This is a genomic window from Collinsella sp. CLA-JM-H32, assembly GCF_040098165.1.
Lineage (GTDB): Bacteria > Actinomycetota > Coriobacteriia > Coriobacteriales > Coriobacteriaceae > Collinsella.
Map to the genome: position 1 here is coordinate 93,369 of NZ_JBBNMZ010000009.1, position 22,154 is coordinate 115,522.

Sequence of the window (22,154 nt, forward strand, 5' to 3'; positions counted from 1 at the left end):
GGTTGTTACGGCAACTGGTCCCCACCACAAATTATCCTTGGCATACTTGCGCGAATACCTGCCCGTGCTACACTTGCAATTGCTGTTTCAGGGCGGGGTGGAATTCCCCACTGGCGGTAAATCGGGCGGTGCCAAAGGGGTGCCGTGGCGCAGGCGAGGTGTCTGCGACCGAGCCGATGAGTCCGCGACCCGTGCGTGCGTTGGTTCGCATGCCGGCTGAACTGGTGAGATCCCAGTACCAACGGTTAGAGTCCGGATGAAAGAGGCAGGTGATCTTATGTCTGAACAGTCGCAGCATATCCATTTTGAGAACACGAATAGGTGGAGCACCAAACAGCTCGTTACCATGGCGTTGATGTGCGCCTTGGGCGCCCTGTTTATGTATGTGCAGCTGCCCATTCTTCCTTCGGCGCCGTTTTTGACGTATGACCCGTCGCTGGTGCCGGCGATGGTGTGCGGATTTGCGTATGGCCCCGGTGCTGGTACCGCTGTTGCAGCCATGGCGATCGTTATCCATGCGCTCACTACGGGTGACTGGGTCGGCGCGCTTATGAACCTGGTTGCCACGCTGGGCTACATTCTGCCCGCGGCTATTGTCTACCAGAAGATGCATACCTATAAGGGTGCCGTGATTGGCCTGGTGCTCGGCGTTATTGCCGCTACGGCGTTGTCTATGGTCGCAAATCTTACCATTGGCGTATGGTTCTGGTATGGCTCGGTCGATGTGATCGCCCCGCTCATGATTCCTGCCGTGCTGCCGTTCAACCTTATCAAGACCGTGCTTAACTCGGTGTTGACGCTTGCGGTGTACAAGGCGGTCTCCAACCTCATCACGCCTAAAAAGGACCAGGTCAAAGGCCGCGCATGATTGAGTGTCGGGGCGTTTCCTTTAGCTATGACGGTGCCGTACCGGCACTCGACGGCGTCGATCTGAACATCGAGGATGGCGAGTTTTTCTGCATCCTCGGTGGCAATGGGTCGGGCAAGTCGACGTTTGCCAAGCATCTGAATGCGCTGCTGCAGCCCGATGCGGGCACGGTGCGCATCGATGGCATAGATGCGTCCGACCCCGAGCTGGTCTACGACATTCGTTCGACCGCGGGCATGGTATTCCAGAATCCTGATGATCAGCTGGTGGCAACGCTTGTCGAAGATGACGTTGCGTTTGGTCCCGAAAACCTTGGCGTGCCATCGGCGCAAATTGCGCAGCGCGTACGCGAGGCGCTGAAGGGCGTGGGCCTGGTGGGCTTTGAGCGTCACGAGACCCATGCGCTTTCGGGCGGCCAAAAGCAGCGCGTGGCGCTTGCCGGCGTGCTCGCCATGGAGCCGCGCGTGCTCATTTTGGATGAGGCTTCTTCGATGCTCGATCCGCGTGGACGCAAGGGCCTCATGAAGGCTTGCCACGCGTTGCACAATCGTGGCATGACCATCGTGATGATTACGCACTTTATGGAAGAGGCCGCCGAGGCCGATCGCGTTGCTGTCTTCCAAGCGGGCCGCGTTGCCATGCTCGGTAAGCCCGAGGAAATCTTGACGCGGGCGGACGAACTTGCGCAGCTCAACCTGGATATGCCGGCGTCGTGCTGCCTAGGTAGGGCACTTCGTGAGAAGGGCGTTTCCGTTTGCGCGCAGGTGCGCGAGGCAGATATGGTCGCCGAGATTGCACAGGCTTATGCCGAGCGGAGCGGGACGGACATCGCAGGGCAGCCTTCCGCATCCGATTCTCATGTGCTTGACAATGGATCCTCTGCGGCCGACGGGATAGCCGCGTCGGAGCCCGTTATCGAGATCTCGCACCTCTCGCATAGTTACTCGCTGAGCGCCCGCGAGCGCCGTCGATGGCGCAAGCGCTCGACCACTGCGGACGCATCGAGCAAACAGGCTCTTTGGGGCGACGATCCAAACAGCCCCTGGGCACTGCGCGATGTTTCGCTGACGGTGCGTCGCGGCGAGTTTCTGGGCCTGGCGGGTCATACCGGCTCGGGTAAATCGACGTTGGTTCAGCATCTCAACGGGCTGATTCGTCCACAGGAGGGATCCGTTCGTGCGCTGGGGCTCGACCTATCAAACAAGAAAGACGCCGCCGCGGTTAAGGCCAAGGTCGGCGTGGTGTTTCAGTATCCCGAGCGCCAGCTATTTGCCGAGACTGTGGCGCAGGACGTGGCGTTTGGCCCGCGCAACCTTGGCCTGCCACAAGACGAGGTTGCACGCCGCGTTGCGTCATCGCTTGCGCGCGTGGGCCTCGACCTTGCCGCGATAGGCGACAAGAACCCCTTTGAGCTTTCGGGCGGCCAGCAGCGCCGCGTGGCGTTTGCCGGCGTGCTCGCCATGGAGCCCGAGGTGCTGGTGCTCGACGAGCCCATGGCGGGGCTCGATCCGGCAGCGCGCAGGGATTTCCTGGGGCTCATCGATCGGCTCCATCGCGAGGGCCTGACTGTTGTCATGGTTTCGCATAGCATGGATGACCTGGCAAATTGCTGTGACCGTATCGTTGTGATGAACGAGGGCGCCGTGTTTGCCGAGGGAACGCCTACGCAGGTGTTTGCGCGCGCGGACGAGCTCAAGTCGATCGGCCTGGGCGTTCCCGCCGCCCAGCGCATGGCGCTGGCGCTTGCGCAAGCCGGTGTGCCGCTCCGCTGCGACAATCTTTATACGGTTGAGGTGCTAGCCGACGAGTTGGCCGGCTTGCTGCTGGGCTGCGCGGACGGACCTTTGGGGGTTCCGTGTCAGGCCGGTTCCAAGATAGCCGCGCGAGAGGAGGAATGCTAATGGAGGCGTTCTCATTTGGCAGCTACTATCCCGGGGATAGCGCGGTGCATCGCCTGGATCCGCGCACTAAGTTGCTCCTGGGTTTCGCATTTCTGATCACCGTGCTCGCCGTTGGCGGTTTCCGCGGGCTGGTTCCGGTCGCATTTTTTGTCGTGCTGGTCTATCTCGCAGCCCGGGTGCCGTTGCGTTGGGCCCTATCATCGATGGCACCATTGCTGGCGATTGTCGTGGTGGTCGCGGTGCTCAACCTGTTTTCCGACCAGAGTGGCCGCACCCTGTGGCAGCTTGGCTTTTTGCAGGTGAGCGAGGGCTCGCTGCGTTCTGCGGCGTTTGTGGCGTGCCGCCTGACGTTGATGATGGCCGGCATGAGCGCCATTACACTCACCACGCCGACGCTCGACCTCACCGCGGGCTTTGAACGTCTGCTCGCACCATTTGCGCGCGTGGGGCTTCCGGCGCACGAGCTCGGCATGATTATGGGTATCGCGCTGCGGTTTATGCCGCAATTTGCCACCGAGATGAAACAGACGGCCGATGCACAGGCAAGTCGCGGCGCGCGCGTGACGGGCGGTCCGCTCGGCGGTGTGCGCATGCTCGGCAGTGTGGCGATTCCGCTGTTCACCGGCGTGTTTCGTCATGCCGAGACGCTTTCGGCCGCCATGGATGCGCGCTGCTATCACGGCGAACAGGGACGCACGCGTCTGCATGCGCTTACGTTTGGCCGCGGGGATGCACTGGCCGCGGTGGCGATGGCGCTGCTGGTGACATGCGTTGTCGTTATCAATCTTCAACTCGTCTAAGCTCGATTCGAGCGCAAGAAAGGGGTCTCTATGACCGACATCGATCGCACGGCTCAGCTCGAGCGCGCTTGCTCGTATCTCAGACGCATTCCGGCGTGGTATCTTGCCACGACCGATGTGAGCGACGGGCATCAGCCCCGCGTGAGGCCGTTTTCGTTTGCCATGGTCGATGACGACAAACTGTGGTTTTGCACGTCGCGCGACAAGGACGTGTGGGCGGAGTTGAGCGCGAATCCCAAGTTTGAGGTATCGGGCTGGAAGCCGGGGGAGTGCTGGATCGTGTTAACCGGTGAGGCCGCGCTCGATGATGATGCAGTCGTGAGCGACAAGGTGCGTCAGGCAGGCTTTAGGCACATGGTGGGCATTGGCGAGCAACACGATAGTGCCAACGACGGCCGCCTTGCATTCTTCTCGGTCCGCAACATCGCCGCACGGTTCTGCGATATCGACGGCAGCGAAGAGCGCCTCGAGCTCTAATTTCCCAAATTGGCTACCCATTCCAAAAAGACTGGTCAGGCGTCAGGAGGACACATGGACGGATTGAATACGGTGCTGGAGTATCTGGCGTCGGTGCCGGCGTGGTATCTGGCGACGAGCGTGGGCGGGCAGCCGCATGTGCGTCCGTTCTCGTTTGCGCAGATTCAGGACGGCAAGCTGTGGTTTGTGACGGCGCGCACCAAAGATGTGTGGCAGGAGCTGCTGCAAAACCAGCGCTTTGAGGCCACGAGTTGGTGGCCGGGCCATGGTTGGTTGATCCTGCGCGGGCGTGCGGGGCTGGAAGACCGGGCTTCGAGCGAAATGCGCGGGGCCGGATGGAAGCATCTTGAGCGCTTGAGCGAGCACTATGAGGGGCCTAACGACCCCGCGCTCGTCTTCTTTAGCGTCGAGGATCCCGAGGCATTTATCTGCAATCATGACGAATGGGTGCCGGTTGAGCTCTAGCCAGCTGGCTCATCCTAACAACTTAGTTTTCGCATGGGCGGACCCCGTGTTGCCTGGCACCGTAAGGAGTGCCGGTCAATACGGGGCCCACTCTATTTGTCAATTCCTTCAAGCGAATGTGTCGGGAATGTTTCAATGCATGAACATGCAAGCTATTTACGTATTCATGCATCTTTTGGTGCTAAAGTTTCAACCCATCTCATAACGACTGCTGCGAAATGCGCATCGGTGCATAAATCGCAGACAAGGAGTCTGATATGTCTTTGAAGGTTGGAATCGTCGGCGCGGCTGGATATGCCGGAGCCGAGCTCATTCGCCTCGTACTCGGCCATCCCGAGTTTGAACTTGTTGCCATTACGTCCAACGCCGATGCCGGCCAGCCGCTGTCCGCGGTGTATTCGAGCTTTGCTGGCGTGAGCGATCTGGTTTTCACCACGCATGACGCCCCCGAGCTCAAGAGCTGCGATGCGGTTTTTCTTGCCGTGCCGCACACGGCTGCCATGGCGCAGGTGCCCGCGCTCCTTGCCGCGGGCGTTTCCTGCTTTGATCTTTCGGCCGATTACCGTCTGAGCGACCCGTCCGTCTTTGAGGCATGGTATGCCGCCGAGCACACGAGCCCCGAGCTGCTCAAGACCCGCGCTTTTGGCCTGCCCGAGCTGTTCTGCCAGGACTTAGAGACCGCTGCTTCCAGCCATGCCGCCGGAAAGCCCGTTTTGGTCGCTTGCGCCGGCTGCTATCCCACCGCAACGAGCCTTGCTGCTGCTCCTGCCGTGCGTGCGGGCTGGGTGGCAGAGAACGGCCCCGTGATTGTCGATGCCATTAGCGGCGTGACGGGCGCCGGTAAGTCCTGCAACGCTCGCACCCATTTTTGTAGCGCGGACGAGAACCTGGAGGCCTATGGCGTAGGCAAACATCGCCATACGCCCGAGATTGAGCAGATCCTGGACCTGACCGATCGCGTCGTCTTTACTCCGCACTTGGCACCGCTCAAGCGCGGCCTGCTTTCCACGGTGACGATGCCGCTCGCGCCGCAGGCTCTCGACGCGTTGGCCCTTGAGGACGTCGTCGACCATTACAAGAAGTTTTACGCCGGACGCAGCTTTGTGCGCGTGCTCGATGCCGGCCAGCAGCCCAAGACGGCTTCGGTCGTCGGCACCAATGCCGCCCAGATCGGCCTTGCGCTCAACAAGCGTGCGGGCGTGCTGGTGGCGACGGGCGCTATCGACAATTTGTGCAAGGGTGCTGCGGGCCAGGCGGTCCAGTGCGCCAACATCGTTTTTGGCTTTGACGAGCGACGAGGCTTGCCCACAGTGGCGTGCCCGGTGTAGCACATTCGATTGTTAACGATTTGGTAGTCGGGTATCGAGTTGGGCGCCACTTTTAAGCTGGTCTACTAATTGCGACCGGTATGGCGTGCCAGCCGATGCCCGCTTTTTTATTTGATATAAGGAGTCGTAGGGACGATGAATACCGACCTGATTGATATCAAGATTCGCGCCGTCGAGGGCGGCGTTACGGCAGCGGCCGGCTTTAAGGCTGCAGGTATCCATGCGGGATTCCGGAAGAATCCCGAGCGCTTGGACTATGCACTCGTCGTGCCCGATAAGCCCTGTCCAGGTGCCGGCGTGTTTACGACCAACCGCTTTTGCGCGGCGCCCGTGCAGGTGAGCCGTGCCAACCTGGGCGGTGCGGACAAGGGCTATGGCATCATCGCCGGTGTTTCAATCAACTCCGGCAACGCGAACGCCGCCACGGGCGAGACCGGCCTAGCCTGTGCGCGCGAGACATGCAACATCGCGTCGCAGGTCATCGGCTGTGAACCCCAGCAGATCCTAGTTGCATCCACAGGCGTGATCGGACAGATTCTGCCGATCGACACGTTTGAGACGGCCGTTCCGTCCGCCTTCGAGGCGCTCTCCGCTCATGGTGGCGCCGATGCCGCCCGCGCTATCATGACGACTGATACACATTCCAAGGAGTATGCCGTTCGCTATCGCAGTGAGGCTGCGGGGCACGCAGGCAATGCCTATACGGTGGGCGGTATGTGCAAGGGCTCGGGCATGATCATGCCTAATATGGCCACCATGATCGCGGTCATTACTACCGATGCCCCCGTCGAGCCGGCGGCGCTCCACGCCCTGTTGCTCTCGACCGTTAAGCAGACCTTCAATAAAGTGACGGTCGATTCTGATACCTCGACCAACGACACCTGCATCATGCTTGCTTCTGGCGCTGCTGCCGCTGATACCGAGGCTATCGTCGAGGGCACTGATGCCTTTGACGAACTGTCCTTTGCCGTGCACGAGGTGTGCGAGAGCCTGGCGCGCAACATTGCGGCCGATGGCGAGGGTGCGTCAAAGCTCGTGACGGTTAACGTCGCCGGCGCCGCCAACGACGAGGAAGCCGATATCGCCGCCCGCGCCGTCGCCAATTCGCCGCTCGTCAAGACCTGCATCGCCGGCCACGACTGCAACTGGGGCCGCGTCGCCATGGCGCTTGGCAAGTGCGGCGTGAAGTTTAATCAGGAAGACGTTTCCATCGACATAATGGGCATGCCCGTCTGTCGCGATGGTCTGACCGTTCCCTTTGACGAGGACGAGGCTCTGCGACGTTTTGAGGCGCCCGAGATCGTGATCTCGGCCGACCTGGGCGCAGGCGATGCGGCAACGACCGTGTGGACCTGCGACCTCACGCACGAGTACATCTCCATCAACGGTGACTACCGTTCCTAGATTCCAGGCACGCTGCGCATCTTGCCGCGATTGCGGACGGCGGAGCACGGCACGATAACGATACGAAAGACGAGGCAGATTATGAAATTCGCACGCGATTGTCGTTCGAGCGAATCCAACGAAGCAACCGCGCAGCTGCTGTTCGAAGCGCTGCCGTGGATTAAAAACCTGACCGGCAAGACGGTCGTTATCAAATATGGCGGAGCGGCCATGGTCGATGAGCAACTGCGCCGCGACGTGATGAGCGACATCGTTTTGCTCAAGATTATCGGTATGCGCCCCGTCATCGTGCATGGCGGCGGCAAGGCCATCAACGAGGCGTTGAGCCATTACGATATTCCCGTCGAGTTTAAGAACGGCCAGCGCGTGACTACGCCGGCGACCATGGATATCGTGCGCGAGGTGCTGGGCGGCAAGGTTAACCAGGAGCTGGTCGCTGCCATCAACCACCACGGCAATTTGGCCGTAGGCGTGTCGGGTAGCGATGCCGGCACGCTCATCGCCGAGCCGCTCGACCCCGAGCTCGGTCGCGTGGGCAAAGTGACGCACGTCAACACCGACTATATCGAGCGCTTGCTCGATAGCGAGTACATCCCCGTCATCGCTACCGTCGCAGCGGGGGAGGACGGCGGATTCTTCAACATCAACGCCGATACCGCCGCCGGCGCCGTTGCGGCGGCGCTCCACGCGCACAAGGCGATCTTTTTGACTGACGTCGACGGCCTGTACAAGGACTTTAGCGACAAGGACTCGCTCATCTCCAATTTAACGCTCGACGAGGTTAACGAGATGCTCTATAGCGGGGAGGTCGATAAGGGCATGATTCCCAAGCTGCGCGCGGCCGTCGATGCGCTTGCCGGCGGCGTATTTCGCGCCCACATCATTAACGGTACCACGCCGCATTCGCTGCTGCTTGAGCTGCTGACCGATGCTGGCGTCGGCACCGTGATCCATTCTACCGAGACGGCCTACGAGTTCGATACGCACCCGCACCCGCTTTCGACCTTTGCGGCGCGCCTGACCGAGAACTTCGACGAGGTCGAGAAGCTCCAGACGGTCTAGCCGGCTCGAAATTGCTACGCCATTACGCCCACAGTCCGCGCTACCTGGCGCTTAACGAAAGGTATCTCATGTCACTTGCAGCACAACAATCGCTCGAATCCCACTATGTCATGCACACCTTTGGTCGCTCGCCGGTCGAGTTTGTCGAAGGCCACGGCATGAAGCTCACCGGCGACGATGGTCGCGAATACCTCGATTTTCTTGCCGGCATCGGCGTGTGCAGCCTGGGCCACGGCAATCCGGCAGTGCTGTCGGCGCTCGAGGCCCAGACCAAGAGGCTCCTGCATGTCTCCAACTATTTCTACATCGAGCAGCGCGGCCAGGTCGCGGCGCTGCTGTCCAAGCTCGCTAACGATGATGCGGACGGTGCACGCGTGCTTGCCGACGCGATTGCCGCCGGCGACGAGACCACGGCGGCGGCGCTTGGCGCTCCGGCTGCGGGCGAGCAGTTGTGGGAGACGTTCTTTGCCAATTCCGGTGCCGAGGCCAACGAGGGCTCTATGAAGCTCGCGCGTCTGTACGCCAAGCGTGCCGGCAACGCTGGCAACACCATCGTGTGCATGCGTGGCGGCTTTCACGGTCGTACGCTCGAGACCATTGCCGCGACCATGCAGGATTGGCTGCAGGACAGTTTCCGCCCGCTGCCGGGTGGCTTTGTGGCCTGCGCACCCAACGATGTAGATGAACTGCGTGCAATTTTTAAGCAGTTGGGCAGTGAAATTTGCGCCGTGATGCTCGAGCCGATTCAGGGCGAGAGCGGTGTGCACCCCATGACCGAGGAGTTTATGGCTACGGCGCGCGACTTGGCGCACGAGGTGGGTGCCGTGCTTATTGCCGACGAGGTCCAGTGCGGAATCTTTCGTACTGGTAAGCCGTTTGCGTTCCAGACCTATGGCGTGGAGCCCGACATCATGAGCCTTGCCAAGGGCATTGCCGACGGTGTGCCTATGGGTGCCGTGGTGGCAAAGAAGGAAATCGCCGACGTCTTTAAGCCCGGCGATCATGGTTCGACCTTCGGTGGCAGCTGCTTGGCCATCGCGGCGTGTGCCGCGACGCTCTCCGCGCTTGTGCACGGCGATTATGCCGAGCATGCTGCCAAAGTTGGCGCCTATATGGAGCAGGCGCTGGCTAAGCTTCCGCATGTGGTAGAGGTGCGTGGTCGCGGCCTGATGCTCGGCTGCGATTTGGATGATGCCGCGGGTGATGCACACGACGTCGTGGCCCGTGCATTGGGGGCTGGTGCCGTGATCAACGCTACAGGCGCACATACGCTGCGCTTCCTTCCGCCGCTCGTGTGCGAAGAGGCCGACGTGGACAGCCTAATCGAGATCCTGTCGGACGTTTTGGCCTAGCGCCATCAGGCATAGCAATTTGGAGCAGGTTCGAATCCCCCTGCACTGGGCACAAAAAGGAAAGGCCCCCATCGCTGGGAGCCTTTTCAATCAAGTGGTGGGCGATGAGGGATTCGAACCCCCAGCCTTGTGCGTGTAAAGCACCTGCGCTAACCGTTGCGCCAATCGCCCGCAGGGACTGAGTATAGCGGAAACCCTGCGTGGTTCACCGCTAATTCATAACGAAATCTAAGCGGCGACTTCAGTGCTCTTGTTCTCGTCGATAAAGAAGCGCTTGTACCAAATGAGGAACGTCAGCGTGGTATAGATCTTGCGCTGGTTGAGCGCGCGGCCCTTAAAGTGATCGTCGAGCAGTTTCATGAGCGCATCAGTGTCAAAGAAATCAGCAGCCCACGGTGCGGTGAAGTATTCCTTTACGTAGTCGTAGTACTTTTGCTCGCGCAGCCAGAACTTGACCGGTACGGGGAAGCCCACCTTCTTGCGCGTTGCCCACTCGTCGGGCAGCGTGCGGTTGGCAGCGTGACGCAGAACGAGCTTGCAGCCTTCTTCGTTAACACGGTAGTTGGCGGGAATGTGCTCGGCAAACTCCATGACCTTCTTGTCCAGGAACGGAACGCGGAGCTCCAGAGAATGCGCCATGCACATCTTGTCGGCCTTGAGCAGAATGTCACCCGGCAGCCACATGTTCATATCCAGATACTGTTTCTTGGAAAGCTCGCAGCAGTCGGGAACCTGCTTGTAGTACTCGGCGCACATCTCGGCGGCGTTCTTGCCGGTGTCATAAGCGGGCTTGAGCACCTCGTCGACCTCGGAGGGATCGAACACCTTTGCCTGACCCACATACCAGCGCTCGGGAACCTCGGCGCATTTCGTCAGGAAGTTGTGGCCCTTAAAGTAGGGGAGATGCTGAACGAGTGAGCCCAGGGCGCGACGTACGCCGAGCGGCACGCGCTTCTTAAAAGTGCGCATCTCGGGGGTGTCCTCGTACCACTCATAGCCGGCAAACAGTTCGTCGGCACCCTCGCCCGAAAGGACGACGGTGACCTCCTTGGAAGCCATCTGCGCCAGATAGTACAGCGGCACGCTGGACAGGTTCGATTGCGGCTCGTCCATGTGGTACTGGATATCGGGCAGTGCATCAAAGAACTCGTCGGCGGTAATCATCTTGCGCACGTTCTTGATGCCCAGCTTGTCGGAAAGCTCGGCGGCGTAGTTGGTCTCGTTGAAGTTCTTGTAATCGAAGCCGACAGAATACGTGGTGTCGGGCATGAGACAGGCGGCAATGTAGCTGGAGTCCACACCGCCAGAAAGGAACGAGCCCACCTTAACATCGGCGATTCGGTGCGCAGCGACGCTTTCGTGCACGACCTTGTCGCACTCGTCCACGTACTCCTCGAAGGTCTTGGAGTTGTCGTCGGTGAAGTCACAGCTCCAGTAACGCTTGATGTCCATGGTGTTGGTCGTCAGGTCATACGTAAAACAATGCGCCGGGGCAAGCTTGAACACGCCCTTAAAGAAGGTCTCCTCCGTGGCAGGGAATTGCAGCGTCAGGTAGGGGCGCAGCGCGTCGTGGTTGACAGCCTTCTCAAACTTGGGATGGTCCAGGAAGCTCTTGATCTCGGAGCCAAACAGCAGCGAGCCATCGGATGCCTGGTAGTAATAGAACGGCTTGATACCAAAGATGTCACGAGCACCAAAGAGTTTGTTCTTGTTCTGGTCGTGAATCACGAACGCGTACATGCCGCGCAGACGGTTGACCAGGTCCTCGCCCCACTCCTCGTAACCGTGTACCAGGACTTCGGTATCAGCGTTGCAGTGGAAGGCGTAGCCGGCCGCCTCCAGCTCGGCGCGAAGCTCCTGGAAGTTGTAGATCTCTCCGTTGAAGACAATCGTGACCTTGCCGTCGTCGCTCGACATGGGCTGGGCTCCAGCTTCGGAAAGATCGAGAATCGAAAGACGACGGAAGCCAAGGGCAACGTTGTCGACGATATGCTGGCCGCCCATATCGGGACCACGGTGGATGATGCGATTCATCATGGCCGTGAGAACCAGCTCACTCTGTTCATCTGTACCGGTAAAACCGACAAAACCGCACATGCAAGATCCTTTCTGCTGACGGCTCAGGTGTACTGCCGCAAGGATTGCGGCAGCTGATGTCAAATAATCTTTACTATCATGCCAATCTTTTGTTTCGTGATAGGGCATAAGCGCCGAGCGAACCGAAAAAACCACGTCCCGATCTTCAGACGAAGCGGCGGGCCGTGGTTGCGAACGCTATGTTAAAGAACAGCACCCAGATTTCCTTGTTTTTACACGGGGTGAACACTGTTGCCATTTATTAGACCACGGCACAGTCCATGCAATTTTTTAGAAGGCTGTGATGCGTGCAAGGTCAGGTGGCATATTAGGATGGTTGATAATACAGAATGTTTCATCGTTTCTGCCGCGGGACGTCTTCTGCCCTTTAAGGCTGAATTTAGCGAGAGAGGTCTTTGTATGTCGAGTCCGACACAAGAGAAGCTAACTCTGATGCGCTATATAGAGTTGCTCGAGGAAGATGACCTTGTTGTTTCCAGACCGAGCGCTTCGTGCGACCAGCGCATTGAGTTTGCGACTGATGACTCGCGCCAGGTGCGTCCGGACACGTTGTTTGTCTGCAAGGGCCGTGCGTTTAAGCGCGAGTACCTGCTTTCGGCAATCGCCGATGGCGCCGTGGCCTACGTTTCCGAGGTCGATTACGATGTTGATCTTCCCGCGGTGATTGTGAGCGATATTCGTCGCACGCTCGCCGTGGTGGCAGATGCCTTTTATGGGCACCCGTCGGGTAAGGTGAAGGTCTGCGCCTTTACAGGCACCAAGGGCAAGTCGACCTGCAGCTTTTATCTGCGCGGCATCCTCGCCAACGAGGCCAAGCTTAAGGGCTGTCATCGACCCGCTCTTAATACGGGCATTGAGTTCGATGACGGCATCGAGACGGGCCCTTCCAAGCTGACGACCCCCGAATCCTTCCTGCTGCAGTCTCGCATCGCACATGCTGCGGAGGCGGGTGCCCCGTGGCTGGTTATGGAGGCATCGAGTCAGGGCCTCAAATACGAGCGTACGGGCAAGATTGACTTTGAAGTCGGCGCCTTTACCAATATCGGCGAGGATCACATTTCGCCGATTGAGCATCTGACGCTCGAGGATTACTTTGCCAGCAAGCTCAAAATCTTCTTGCAGAGCCGTTTTGCCGTGGTCAATCTCGATATGGATAAGGTCGATCGCGCGCTCGAGGCGGCATCTCGTTGCGAACGTACGGTGACGTTCTCCCTGACCGACGAGCGTGCCGACGTGCTTGCGCTGGCGATTCGCAATGGCGACTGCGGCGTGGTGGCAACGGTGCGCACGCCCCGTTTTACGCGTGACATTGTGATTCCCACGCCGGTTAAGTTCAATGTGTCCAACGCGCTTGCCGCTATTGCCTGCGCCGAGGCCCTGGGCATTTCCGAAGAGGGTATCGTCCATGGCTTTGAGGGCGTCTTCGTTCCCGGTCGTATGGAGCTCTATCCGTCCGTATCGGGCAAAATCCTGGGCATCGTCGATTTTGCACATAACGGCATGAGCCTCGAGACACTCCTGCGCGACTTGCGCGAGAACTATCCCGAGCGCGAGCTGGCGGTTGTATTTGGCGCTACGGGCGGTAAGGGTGTCGATCGACGCACCACGATGGGTATTGCCGCCGGCAAGTACGCCGATCGCATCGTGATTACCGAGGACGACCCGGGTCCCGAGGACGTCGAGGACATTTGTGCCGAGATTGCGCGCAATGTACAGGCGCAGGGAAATGATAACTGGCAAATCGTGACTGATCGCGTTGCCGCTATCGAGACTGCCGTGCGCGAAACTGTCCGTCCTGCCGTGGTCATCGTGACCGGTAAGGGCGAGGAAGAGTGTATGCTGCGCAAGAACGGACCCGAGCCTTGTGAGCGCGACGGTTCGATTCTCAAGCGCACCCTTGCGGCGTACGACGCCTAGACCAGCCCCTTCTATGTAAACGGAGTGACCATGTCCCACAACATCCTGCCGACCGTTGCCGAGCTTTCGGGCGAGGTGCGCGAGCGCCTTGCCAAGGTCAAGTATGTCTTTACCGATCTGGACGCCACGATGCTCGCCCCCGGCTCGTGTGTACTGCGCGATAACGACGGCAATCCCTCGACCAAGCTCGTCGAGGCGGTTGTCGCGCTCGCTCGTGCCGGCATCCAGGTGGTCCCCACCTCGGGTCGCAATCGCACCATGATCCATGAGGACGCCCGCGTGCTCGGCCTCAACTCCTACATCGGCGAGATGGGCGGCCTGGTCATGTACGACCTCAAGGCCAACGACTGGGAGTACCTGACGGGCGACATGCCCTACGACCCCGCCTGCGGTCTCACGCCGCACCAGGTGATCGAGCAGACCGGCGTGTGCGAGAAGATCCTTGCCCGCTGGCCGCACAAGATCGAATACCACAACGACATGTCGACCGGCTACAAGTACCGTGAGGTCACCGTCGGCATGCGCGGCGATGTGCCCGACGATGAGGTCCAGGCCATCCTGGACGAGGCCGGCTGCGGTCTGGTCTGGGCTTGCAACGGTCATCTGACTCACCTGTCCAAGCCGACGACGCTCGAGCTTAATCGCGTCGAGGACGGCCGCGCCTTCAACATCAATCCGGCGGGTCTCAACAAAGGCGTTGCCATTGCGCGCTTCTGCGAGCACCTGGGGATCGAGCGCGAGGAGACGCTTGCGCTCGGCGACTCCGAGTCCGACTTCTACATGGCCGACCATGTTGGCATGTTCTGCCTGGTCGAGAACGGTCTGACGAGCGCCGGTGCCCCGGAGTTCTTGGATGCCTGCGACAATGCCTATATTACGCGCGGCAAGATTGTCGACGGTTGGGTGGCAACGGCCGAGCTGTTGGTCGCGGCCCGTTCGTAGCGCGACGCATCACGCATGGTCGCATTTTTCGAGAGAGAATCTGGTGAGGTAATGTCCGATATCGATAATCTGGCCGGGGACACGCGTCCGATCGGCGTGTTCGACTCGGGCCTGGGCGGCTTAACGGTCGCGCGCGCGATCGCAACGGCGCTTCCGCACGAGTCCGTCTACTATTTCGGTGACACTAAGCGCTGCCCTTATGGCACCCGCACCGAGGACGAGGTTCGCTCGTTTGCGCTGCAGGCGGGCCGCTGGCTATCGAGGCACGACGTTAAGATCATGGTCATCGCCTGTAACACGGCGACCGCCGCGGCCTTGCGTCTGGCTCAGCAAGTGCTTGACGTTCCCGTGATCGGCGTGATCGCCCCGGGCGCACGCGCCGCCATCAACAGCACGCGTACGCGTCGCGTGGGCGTGCTCGCCACCAACCTCACCATTCGCTCGGGTGCCTACACGCGCGCCATCCAGGACTTGGATGCTGGTGTCGATGTGTATGGCTGCCCGGCTTCGAGCTTTGTCGAGGTCGTCGAGCACGAGCTCGCCTCGGGCGCGCATCTGCAGGAGCAGTGGCTCGAGAACGAGGATATTTTTGATACGCCAGCCGTTCGCGCGCTGGTCGGCGCCACAGTCGAGCCACTGCACGATCGTGGCATCGATACCGTGGTGCTCGGCTGTACGCACTTCCCGCTGCTGGTAGGTCCCATCCGCCATGCGCTGGGACCCGGGGTGCGCGTGGTGAGCTCCGCCGAGGAGACCACCCGCGAGCTGACCGATATCCTCACGCGCCGTGAGCAGCTGGCGGGCGATACCGCCGAGCCGCAGCATCGCTTTGCCACCACGTCTGACAACATTGCCGAGTTTGCGGTTGCGGGCAGTTTTATCTTTGGCCAGCCGCTCAAAAGCATCGAGCATGTCGATATCGACGAACTCGGTTAGGCTCGCAATGTCGCCGGAGGCTTCGCCACATCTTTTGCCGAAAGGATAGTTCCATGGAATACATGCAGGTCAACCGCGCCAACGGCCGTGCCGCCAACGAGCTGCGCCCCGTTAAGCTCACCCGCGGCGTCATGAAGCACGCCCACGGCTCGTGCCTGGCTGAGTTCGGCGACACGCGCGTACTGTGCGCCGCCACCATCGAGGAGGGTGTGCCTGGTTGGCGCAAGGGAGCCAAGGCCGGCTGGGTAACGGCGGAATATGCGATGCTACCGGCCTCGACCGGTAAACGCTGCAAGCGCGAGCATGCCAACCGCAAGGGCCGCTCCATGGAGATCGAGCGGCTTATCGGCCGCAGCCTGCGTACCGTCGTCAATATGAAGGCGCTCGGCGAGTACACCGTTACCGTCGACTGCGATGTGATCCAGGCCGATGGCGGCACGCGTACGGCGAGCATTACCGGCGCCTGGGTGGCGCTGCACGACGCCCTTGCCATGTGGGTCGAGGCGGGCAAACTCGAGCGCATCCCGCTCACGGGCCAGGTTGCCGCCATTTCCATGGGCGTCGTCGACGGCAATACCCTGCTCGACTTGGATTATTCCGAGGACAGCCACGCCGAGGTCGATATGAACCTCGTCGCCACCGATTCTGGTGAGATGATCGAACTCCAGGGTACCGGCGAGCAGGCGCCCTTCGACCGCAAGCGTCTCAACGCCCTGCTCGACCTGGGCGACAAGGGTATCGCCGAGCTCATCGAGCTTCAGCGCCAAGCCCTCGCCTAACCTGCCAAAAAGGGACAGGTTTATTTTGGCAGGTTTTATCTGGGAAAACGTCGAAGTATAAGACTGCCGTTGATTGAGACGGGAGAGAGGCCGAAGTCCTCGTCGTCCTCAACTCGGCATTGCTATAGAGACAAAGGAGACCAGCTATGGCACTTGAGAAGATTGACATCGACACCCTCGACCCGGCGGCGACCATCGTCGTGGCAACCGGCAACGCCCATAAGCTCACCGAGATCGAGGCCATTTTGGGCAAGGTCATGCCCGAGGTGCGCTTTGTGGCGCTCGGCCAGCTGGGCGATTTTGAGGACCCCGAGGAAAACGGCACGACGTTTTTGGAGAACGCCATCATCAAGGCGCAGGCTGCGGTCGAGGAGACGGGCCTTATGGCCATCGCCGACGACTCCGGCTTGGTCGTCGATGCGTTGGACGGCGAGCCGGGCGTGTATAGCGCGCGCTATGCGGGCGTGCATGGCGACGATGCCGCCAACAACGCCAAGCTTCTCGTTAACCTGGAAGGCGTGGCAGACGAGGACCGTACCGCGCGCTTTATGAGCGTCGTCGCGCTTATCGATACGGACGGCCTGGTCACCTATGGCGAGGGCGCCTGCGAAGGCGTTATCGCGCACGAGGGCCGCGGCGAACACGGTTTTGGCTACGACCCGCTGTTCCTGCCGGTCGATACGCCGGGCAAGACCATGGCCGAGCTCACAGCGGACGAGAAGAACGCCATCAGCCATCGTTTCCATGCGCTCGAGCATCTGTCCGCCAAGCTGACGGGCGAGGAGTAGACCGTGCGTGCGGTGGTGCAGCGCGTGCTCAACGCCAGCGTGACAGTCGACGACGAGTGCGTGGGCCGTATTGGACGCGGCTACTTGGTGCTGCTGGGCGTGGGCCACGGCGACACACGCGCCGAAGCCGACAAGCTGTGGGGCAAGCTCCGCGGGCTGCGTATCAACGAGGACGAGAACGGCAAGACCAACTTGGCGCTGGCGGATGTCGACGGCGAGGTGCTCGTGGTGTCGCAGTTCACGCTGTTTGCCGACTGCCGCCACGGCCGCCGTCCGTCGTTTACGGACGCCGGCGCGCCCGATGTCGCTAACGAACTTTACGAGTACTTTTTGACACTCGTCGCTCAGGACGTTGAGCATGTGGCGCACGGTATCTTTGGCGCCGATATGAAGGTCGACCTGGTCAACGACGGTCCGTTCACCATCGTTCTGGACACCGATAGCCTGTAAGTAGTCAATTTGGGACGGGGCTTATTTAGCTACTTGCGTATGGCCACAACAGGGTGCTATAGTATTAGAGTTTTGTCTATCTTAGGGGTATTATCCCCTTTTTGAATTGCACCTTCTGGAGGCCCTGTTCATGGAAGAGATGGAAGTCAATCACGTCGACGACATCCACGAGAAGCTGACCGATATGGTGGGCGATCGCGTTAAGGTGAAGGCCAACATGGGCCGCACCCGCGTCGTCGAGCGCATGGGCACCATCAAGAGCGTCCATCCGGCAGTCTTTATCGTCGAGGTCGACGAGCGCCGTGGCCGCAAGTCGCGTCAGTCCTACCAGTATATTGATGTTCTCACCGGCCAGGTCGAGCTGTTTGACCCCGAGAGCGGCGAGCACATTTTTACTCCGCTCGGCAATCAGCTCGAGGAGCACTAGCGGTGACCGATTGGTCCCTGACCCTTTCCGCGCCGGCAAAGATCAACCTCTATCTGGGGGTTCATACCGAGCGCGACGACCGCGGCTACCATAAGGTCGATTCCCTGATGGCAGCCGTCGGTCTTGTCGATACCGTTACGGTTACGCCGGCACAGGCACTGACCGTCCAGACGATTCCGGCATCCGATTTTCCCATGCAAAAGAATACGGCGTATCGTGCGGCCGCTGCTATGGCCGAGCATTATGGTCGCGAAGCCAATGTCTGCATCACGATCGAGAAGCGCATCCCGTTGTGTGCCGGCCTGGGCGGTCCTTCGACGGATGCCGCGGCGGTCATTGTCGCCTTGGCAGAGAGTTGGGGCATCGACCGTGCCGATTCCGCGCTGGACAACATCGCGCGCGGCATTGGCGCTGACGTTCCCTTCTTTTTGCATGCCAGCCCTGCATTTTACGTGGGTGGGGGAGACGTGCTGGCAACCGAGTACCCCGCACTACCCGCGACACCCGTCGTGCTGGTCAAGCCGCGCGAGGCAAGCGTTTCAACAATTGAAGCCTATCGACGTTTTGACGAGACCCCTGCGCCTGCGGACAAGCCCGGAGCGATCGCATCTGCCCTTCACTCGGGAGATGCAGAGGTGGCCTACGCGCTCGTCCACAACAACCTGGGTGTCATTTCCGCGCAGATGGAGCCGCGGATTCAAACGGTGCTCGACTGGCTTCGTTCGCAGAACGGTACCGTTGCCGTAAACGTGTGCGGTTCGGGTGCCTGCTCGTTTGCTCTCTGCGATAGCGCCGCCACGGCAGTCAATCTTGCGGCAGCCGCTCAACAAAACGGCTGGTGGGCTTATGCAACGGAGCTCGTTTCCGACACGGTTCGCATTGAAGCGCCAAAGAAGTAAAAATTTCTCTGGCACACGACGGAAATCTTTGTTACTATAGTCGAGCTAACGGGTTGTGGCTCAGTTTGGTAGAGCACTGCGTTCGGGACGCAGGGGTCGCTGGTTCAAATCCAGTCAACCCGACCAGAGCATGAGGAGGGACCGCTTCTTGCGGTCCCTTTTTTTAGCTATTGTTGTGATACCGCGATACCCGCGGTATACTCATTCGAGCTTGTCTCGCTGTATTGTGGAGGTCTACATGTTTGGACTGAGGGCTCCTGAGCTCATCATTATTCTCGTTGTTGTCCTGATTATCTTTGGGCCTAAGAACCTGCCGAAGCTCGGTAAGTCCCTCGGCTCTACCGTCAAGAATATCCGCGAGGGTATGGAGGGCGACGATAGGGGCGAAACCAAGCAGGCCGAGGACGTTGTGGTCGAGGAGTCCAAGGAGGACAAGGAGATCGCAGAGCTCGAGGCCAAGCTCGCTGCTGCCAAGCAAAAGAAGGCAGAGGACAGCGACGCGGACGCAGAGTAGTCCCATCCCTTTGGGGTGAGCACCTGACCGGCTTGCCCGCAGGCTAGCCGGTCTTTTTCGTTTTTGTTGACAGTTGATCGTTACATCATAGTTGGGGAGATATCCGTATGGACGCAAGCCAGATCGTACTGACCGCTGAGGGCCGCCAGAAGCTCGTCGAGGAGCTCGCTTGGCGTGAGGGCGATTACGCCAAGGAGATCGTCGAGGACATCAAGGAAGCCCGCGCGTTCGGCGACCTTTCGGAGAACTCCGAGTACGATGCCGCCAAGGACAAGCAGGCCCAGAATGCTGCTCGCATCGCCGAGATTCAGGCTATTCTCGCCAACGCCCAGGTTGCTGCCACCACGGGTGATCTGACCGTCTCCATCGGTTCCACCGTTTCGTTGATTGATCCCAACGGTGAGGTCATGGAGGTCACGCTTGTCGGTACCACCGAGACCAACTCGCTCGAGCACAAGATCTCCAACGAGTCTCCGGTCGGCCACGCCATCATTGGTCATGGCGAGGGCGACTCCGTCGAGGTCGTTACGCCTTCCGGCAAGACCCGCATCTACACCATCGCCAAGATCGCACGCTAGACCACGGTCCCGCGTAAAGGTATGTTTTCGCTCCCTGGGACCGAATCCTGGGGAGCGTTTTAGTTTGAGGAGCTAACTATGGCAGAAAACCAGAACGCCGCCGATCAGGCATCGACGCTCAACGACGAGCGCGCCACCCGCCTGGCCAAGCGTGCCTCCCTGTTCGAGGCGGGCCAGAACCCGTATCCCGAGCACTCCGAGATTGAGGACTACGTCGTCGACATCGAGACTAAGTACGCCGAGCTCACCGATGGCGAGGACACCGAGGACGTCGTGAAGATCGGCGGCCGTGTGGTTGCCAAGCGCGGTCAGGGCAAGATTATGTTCATCGTCGTGCGCGACGCGACCGGTGAGATCCAGCTGTTCTGCCGCATCAACGATATGGACGAGGCCGCCTGGAACACGCTCAAGGCACTCGACCTGGGCGATATCCTGGGCGTGACCGGCGTAGTCGTGCGCACCAAGCGTGGCCAGCTTTCCGTTGCCCCCAAGAGTGCGACGCTGCTGTCCAAGGCCGTTCGCCCGCTGCCCGAGAAGTTCCACGGACTCTCCGACAAGGAGACCCGCTATCGTCAGCGCTATGTCGACCTGATCGCCAACGACGACGTTCGCGAGACCTTCCGCAAGCGCTCGCAGATTCTCTCCACGTTCCGCCGCTTTATGGAGTCCGATGGCTACATGGAGGTCGAGACCCCCATCCTGCAGACCATCCAGGGCGGAGCTACTGCCAAGCCGTTCATCACGCACTTCAACGCGCTCGATCAGGAGTGCTACCTGCGTATCGCCACCGAGCTGCACCTCAAGCGCTGCATCGTCGGCGGCTTTGAGCGCGTGTTCGAAATCGGTCGCATCTTCCGCAACGAGGGCATGGACCTTACCCACAATCCCGAGTTCACCACGATGGAGGCCTACCGCGCCTTCTCCGATCTCGAGGGCATGAAGGCGCTCGCCCAGGGCGTCATCAAGGCCGCTAACAAGGCCATCGGCAACCCCGAGGTCATCGAGTATCAGGGCCAGACTATCGACCTGTCCGGTGAGTGGGCAAGCCGCCCCATGACCGACATCGTCTCCGACGTGCTCGGCAAGCAGGTCACCATCGACACGCCTGTTGAGGAGCTTGCTGCCGCCGCACGCGAGAAGGGCCTGGAGATCAAGCCCGAGTGGACCGCCGGCAAGATCATCGCCGAGATCTATGACGAGCTGGGCGAGGACACCATCGTCAACCCCACCTTCGTGTGCGATTACCCCATCGAGGTTAGCCCGCTTGCCAAGCGCTTTGAGGATGACCCGCGCCTGACCCATCGCTTTGAGCTGGTCATCGCCGGCCACGAGTACGCGAACGCGTTCTCCGAGCTCAACGACCCGGTCGACCAGGCCGAGCGCTTCGCTGCCCAGATGGCCGAGAAGGCCGGCGGTGACGACGAGGCCATGGAGTACGACGAGGATTACGTGCGCGCCCTCGAGTACGGTATGCCTCCCGCGGGCGGCATTGGCATCGGTATCGACCGCGTGGTCATGCTGCTCACCAACCAGGCTTCCATCCGCGACGTGCTGCTGTTCCCGCACATGAAGCCCGAGAAGGGTTTCCAGTCCGGTGCCGCTGCTGCCAAGGCTGCCGAGGCCGGCAACACCGCGAGCCCCTTCGTCAAGCCGCTCAAGCCCACGGTTGATTATTCCAAGATTGCCGTCGAGCCGCTGTTTGAGGAGTTCGTCGACTTTGATACCTTCTCCAAGAGCGACTTCCGCGCCGTGAAGGTCAAGGCATGCGAGGCCGTCAAGAAGTCCAAGAAGCTGCTGAACTTTACGCTCGATGATGGCACCGGCACCGACCGCACCATCCTCTCCGGTATTCACGATTATTACGAGCCCGAGGACCTGGTCGGCAAGACCTTGCTCGCCATCACCAACCTGCCTCCGCGCAAGATGATGGGCATCCCCAGCTGCGGCATGCTCATCAGTGCCATCCACGAGGAGGATGGCGAGGAGCGTCTCAATCTGATCCAGCTCGACGCTTCCATCCCCGCCGGCGCAAAGATGTACTAGGGGGTTACGCGGTTTTACCAAACCGCGTAACGGCTCGACGCTGCGCGGGCCGCATTTGGACAATCTGACGTTCAACTTCAAGGGCGCGACCAGAAGGTCAGCGCCCTTTCGTTTCACGTCACCTTGT

The 22,154-nt window shown here is 60.2% G+C and carries 21 protein-coding genes, 2 tRNA genes and 1 riboswitch; of the genes, 21 read left to right on the forward strand and 2 right to left on the reverse strand.

All coding sequences use genetic code 11. The features are described from left to right. The first annotated feature begins 79 nt into the window (after nt 1-79). Nucleotides 80-272: riboswitch (FMN riboswitch) on the forward strand. A gap of 5 nt (nt 273-277) precedes the next feature. The 9 genes from AAA021_RS07005 to AAA021_RS07045 all read left to right on the forward strand — a co-directional run bounded on the left by AAA021_RS07005 (nt 278) and on the right by AAA021_RS07045 (nt 9,657). Then, nucleotides 278-868 carry an ECF transporter S component gene (locus AAA021_RS07005; RefSeq protein WP_055252299.1) on the forward strand — a complete coding sequence of 197 codons (591 nt, stop codon included), beginning with the start codon at nt 278-280 and terminating at the stop codon, nt 866-868. Further along, nucleotides 865-2,769 carry an energy-coupling factor transporter ATPase gene (locus tag AAA021_RS07010; protein ID WP_349088611.1) on the forward strand — a complete coding sequence of 635 codons (1,905 nt, stop codon included), beginning with the start codon at nt 865-867 and terminating at the stop codon, nt 2,767-2,769. The genes AAA021_RS07005 and AAA021_RS07010 overlap by 4 nt, the downstream gene beginning before the upstream one ends. Next, nucleotides 2,769-3,569, forward strand: a complete 801-nt coding sequence (locus tag AAA021_RS07015; protein ID WP_349088612.1) for an energy-coupling factor transporter transmembrane component T — start codon at nt 2,769-2,771, stop codon at nt 3,567-3,569. Before AAA021_RS07010 ends, AAA021_RS07015 begins: the two co-directional genes overlap by 1 nt. Nucleotides 3,570-3,599: 30 nt before the next feature. Further along, complete coding sequence (locus AAA021_RS07020) at nt 3,600-4,046, forward strand: pyridoxamine 5'-phosphate oxidase family protein (RefSeq protein WP_215692722.1); 447 nt, start codon at nt 3,600-3,602, stop codon at nt 4,044-4,046. Between the two features lie 54 nt (nt 4,047-4,100). After that, nucleotides 4,101-4,511 (forward strand): pyridoxamine 5'-phosphate oxidase family protein, encoded by a 411-nt coding sequence (locus tag AAA021_RS07025; RefSeq protein WP_349088613.1) that lies wholly within the window; start codon nt 4,101-4,103, stop codon nt 4,509-4,511. 257 nt (nt 4,512-4,768) lie between these two features. Then, complete coding sequence (gene argC / locus AAA021_RS07030; RefSeq protein WP_349088614.1) at nt 4,769-5,839, forward strand: N-acetyl-gamma-glutamyl-phosphate reductase; 1,071 nt, start codon at nt 4,769-4,771, stop codon at nt 5,837-5,839. 135 nt (nt 5,840-5,974) lie between these two features. Further along, nucleotides 5,975-7,243, forward strand: coding sequence for a bifunctional glutamate N-acetyltransferase/amino-acid acetyltransferase ArgJ (gene argJ / locus AAA021_RS07035; RefSeq protein ID WP_349088615.1), 1,269 nt, complete (start codon nt 5,975-5,977; stop codon nt 7,241-7,243). Nucleotides 7,244-7,324: 81 nt separating this feature from the next. Next, a complete protein-coding gene (gene argB / locus AAA021_RS07040; protein WP_349088616.1) occupies nt 7,325-8,305 on the forward strand; it encodes an acetylglutamate kinase in 981 nt (326 codons plus the stop codon). A gap of 68 nt (nt 8,306-8,373) precedes the next feature. Next, on the forward strand, nt 8,374-9,657 hold the full coding sequence (locus AAA021_RS07045) for an aminotransferase class III-fold pyridoxal phosphate-dependent enzyme (protein ID WP_349088617.1): 1,284 nt from the start codon (nt 8,374-8,376) through the stop codon (nt 9,655-9,657). A 95-nt stretch (nt 9,658-9,752) separates the two neighbouring features. On the opposite strand, the gene AAA021_RS07050 is transcribed toward AAA021_RS07045, so the two are convergent. After that, a tRNA-Val gene (locus AAA021_RS07050) sits at nt 9,753-9,828 on the reverse strand. A gap of 57 nt (nt 9,829-9,885) precedes the next feature. Next, complete coding sequence (asnB, locus tag AAA021_RS07055; RefSeq protein ID WP_195239390.1) at nt 9,886-11,754, reverse strand: asparagine synthase (glutamine-hydrolyzing); 1,869 nt, start codon at nt 11,752-11,754, stop codon at nt 9,886-9,888. Between the two features lie 432 nt (nt 11,755-12,186). Between asnB and AAA021_RS07060 the strand changes: the two genes are divergently transcribed. The 12 genes from AAA021_RS07060 (at nt 12,187) to lysS (ending at nt 22,027) form a co-directional block, all read left to right on the forward strand. Continuing rightward, the gene (locus AAA021_RS07060; protein WP_349088618.1) at nt 12,187-13,671 is read left to right on the forward strand and encodes a UDP-N-acetylmuramoyl-L-alanyl-D-glutamate--2,6-diaminopimelate ligase; all 1,485 of its coding nucleotides are present in this window, start codon (nt 12,187-12,189) and stop codon (nt 13,669-13,671) included. Between the two features lie 30 nt (nt 13,672-13,701). After that, nucleotides 13,702-14,613: an HAD family hydrolase gene (locus AAA021_RS07065; protein WP_349088619.1), complete on the forward strand. Its 912-nt coding sequence runs from the start codon at nt 13,702-13,704 to the stop codon at nt 14,611-14,613. A 51-nt stretch (nt 14,614-14,664) separates the two neighbouring features. Next, nucleotides 14,665-15,549, forward strand: a complete 885-nt coding sequence (murI, locus tag AAA021_RS07070) for a glutamate racemase (RefSeq protein WP_215694632.1) — start codon at nt 14,665-14,667, stop codon at nt 15,547-15,549. Nucleotides 15,550-15,602: 53 nt separating this feature from the next. After that, nucleotides 15,603-16,328 carry a ribonuclease PH gene (rph, locus tag AAA021_RS07075; RefSeq protein ID WP_117799672.1) on the forward strand — a complete coding sequence of 242 codons (726 nt, stop codon included), beginning with the start codon at nt 15,603-15,605 and terminating at the stop codon, nt 16,326-16,328. Nucleotides 16,329-16,474: 146 nt separating this feature from the next. Beyond that, on the forward strand, nt 16,475-17,116 hold the full coding sequence (gene rdgB, locus AAA021_RS07080; protein WP_118081031.1) for an RdgB/HAM1 family non-canonical purine NTP pyrophosphatase: 642 nt from the start codon (nt 16,475-16,477) through the stop codon (nt 17,114-17,116). Between the two features lie 3 nt (nt 17,117-17,119). Then, on the forward strand, nt 17,120-17,566 hold the full coding sequence (gene dtd / locus AAA021_RS07085) for a D-aminoacyl-tRNA deacylase (protein WP_349088621.1): 447 nt from the start codon (nt 17,120-17,122) through the stop codon (nt 17,564-17,566). Between the two features lie 130 nt (nt 17,567-17,696). Continuing rightward, entirely contained in the window at nt 17,697-17,993 is a 297-nt protein-coding gene (locus AAA021_RS07090; protein ID WP_006234957.1) for a Veg family protein, read from the forward strand. A 2-nt stretch (nt 17,994-17,995) separates the two neighbouring features. After that, nucleotides 17,996-18,892, forward strand: a complete 897-nt coding sequence (gene ispE, locus AAA021_RS07095) for a 4-(cytidine 5'-diphospho)-2-C-methyl-D-erythritol kinase (RefSeq protein ID WP_349088624.1) — start codon at nt 17,996-17,998, stop codon at nt 18,890-18,892. Nucleotides 18,893-18,941: 49 nt separating this feature from the next. Continuing rightward, nucleotides 18,942-19,018: transfer RNA gene (locus AAA021_RS07100), tRNA-Pro, on the forward strand. A 112-nt stretch (nt 19,019-19,130) separates the two neighbouring features. Further along, nucleotides 19,131-19,406, forward strand: a complete 276-nt coding sequence (tatA, locus tag AAA021_RS07105) for a twin-arginine translocase TatA/TatE family subunit (RefSeq protein WP_349088625.1) — start codon at nt 19,131-19,133, stop codon at nt 19,404-19,406. 107 nt (nt 19,407-19,513) lie between these two features. Continuing rightward, a complete protein-coding gene (greA, locus tag AAA021_RS07110) occupies nt 19,514-19,984 on the forward strand; it encodes a transcription elongation factor GreA (RefSeq protein WP_117655963.1) in 471 nt (156 codons plus the stop codon). Nucleotides 19,985-20,062: 78 nt separating this feature from the next. Beyond that, complete coding sequence (gene lysS / locus AAA021_RS07115; protein ID WP_349088627.1) at nt 20,063-22,027, forward strand: lysine--tRNA ligase; 1,965 nt, start codon at nt 20,063-20,065, stop codon at nt 22,025-22,027. The last annotated feature ends 127 nt before the right edge of the window (nt 22,028-22,154 follow it).

Coding starts and splice junctions, on each gene's coding strand:
- AAA021_RS07005 (WP_055252299.1), top strand. CDS start 278: ATGTCTGAACAGTCGCAGCATATCCATTTTGAGAACACGAATAGGTGG.
- AAA021_RS07010 (WP_349088611.1), top strand. CDS start 865: ATGATTGAGTGTCGGGGCGTTTCCTTTAGCTATGACGGTGCCGTACCG.
- AAA021_RS07015 (WP_349088612.1), top strand. CDS start 2,769: ATGGAGGCGTTCTCATTTGGCAGCTACTATCCCGGGGATAGCGCGGTG.
- AAA021_RS07020 (WP_215692722.1), top strand. CDS start 3,600: ATGACCGACATCGATCGCACGGCTCAGCTCGAGCGCGCTTGCTCGTAT.
- AAA021_RS07025 (WP_349088613.1), top strand. CDS start 4,101: ATGGACGGATTGAATACGGTGCTGGAGTATCTGGCGTCGGTGCCGGCG.
- argC (WP_349088614.1), top strand. CDS start 4,769: ATGTCTTTGAAGGTTGGAATCGTCGGCGCGGCTGGATATGCCGGAGCC.
- argJ (WP_349088615.1), top strand. CDS start 5,975: ATGAATACCGACCTGATTGATATCAAGATTCGCGCCGTCGAGGGCGGC.
- argB (WP_349088616.1), top strand. CDS start 7,325: ATGAAATTCGCACGCGATTGTCGTTCGAGCGAATCCAACGAAGCAACC.
- AAA021_RS07045 (WP_349088617.1), top strand. CDS start 8,374: ATGTCACTTGCAGCACAACAATCGCTCGAATCCCACTATGTCATGCAC.
- asnB (WP_195239390.1), bottom strand. CDS start 11,754: ATGTGCGGTTTTGTCGGTTTTACCGGTACAGATGAACAGAGTGAGCTG.
- AAA021_RS07060 (WP_349088618.1), top strand. CDS start 12,187: ATGCGCTATATAGAGTTGCTCGAGGAAGATGACCTTGTTGTTTCCAGA.
- AAA021_RS07065 (WP_349088619.1), top strand. CDS start 13,702: ATGTCCCACAACATCCTGCCGACCGTTGCCGAGCTTTCGGGCGAGGTG.
- murI (WP_215694632.1), top strand. CDS start 14,665: ATGTCCGATATCGATAATCTGGCCGGGGACACGCGTCCGATCGGCGTG.
- rph (WP_117799672.1), top strand. CDS start 15,603: ATGGAATACATGCAGGTCAACCGCGCCAACGGCCGTGCCGCCAACGAG.
- rdgB (WP_118081031.1), top strand. CDS start 16,475: ATGGCACTTGAGAAGATTGACATCGACACCCTCGACCCGGCGGCGACC.
- AAA021_RS07090 (WP_006234957.1), top strand. CDS start 17,697: ATGGAAGAGATGGAAGTCAATCACGTCGACGACATCCACGAGAAGCTG.
- tatA (WP_349088625.1), top strand. CDS start 19,131: ATGTTTGGACTGAGGGCTCCTGAGCTCATCATTATTCTCGTTGTTGTC.
- greA (WP_117655963.1), top strand. CDS start 19,514: ATGGACGCAAGCCAGATCGTACTGACCGCTGAGGGCCGCCAGAAGCTC.
- lysS (WP_349088627.1), top strand. CDS start 20,063: ATGGCAGAAAACCAGAACGCCGCCGATCAGGCATCGACGCTCAACGAC.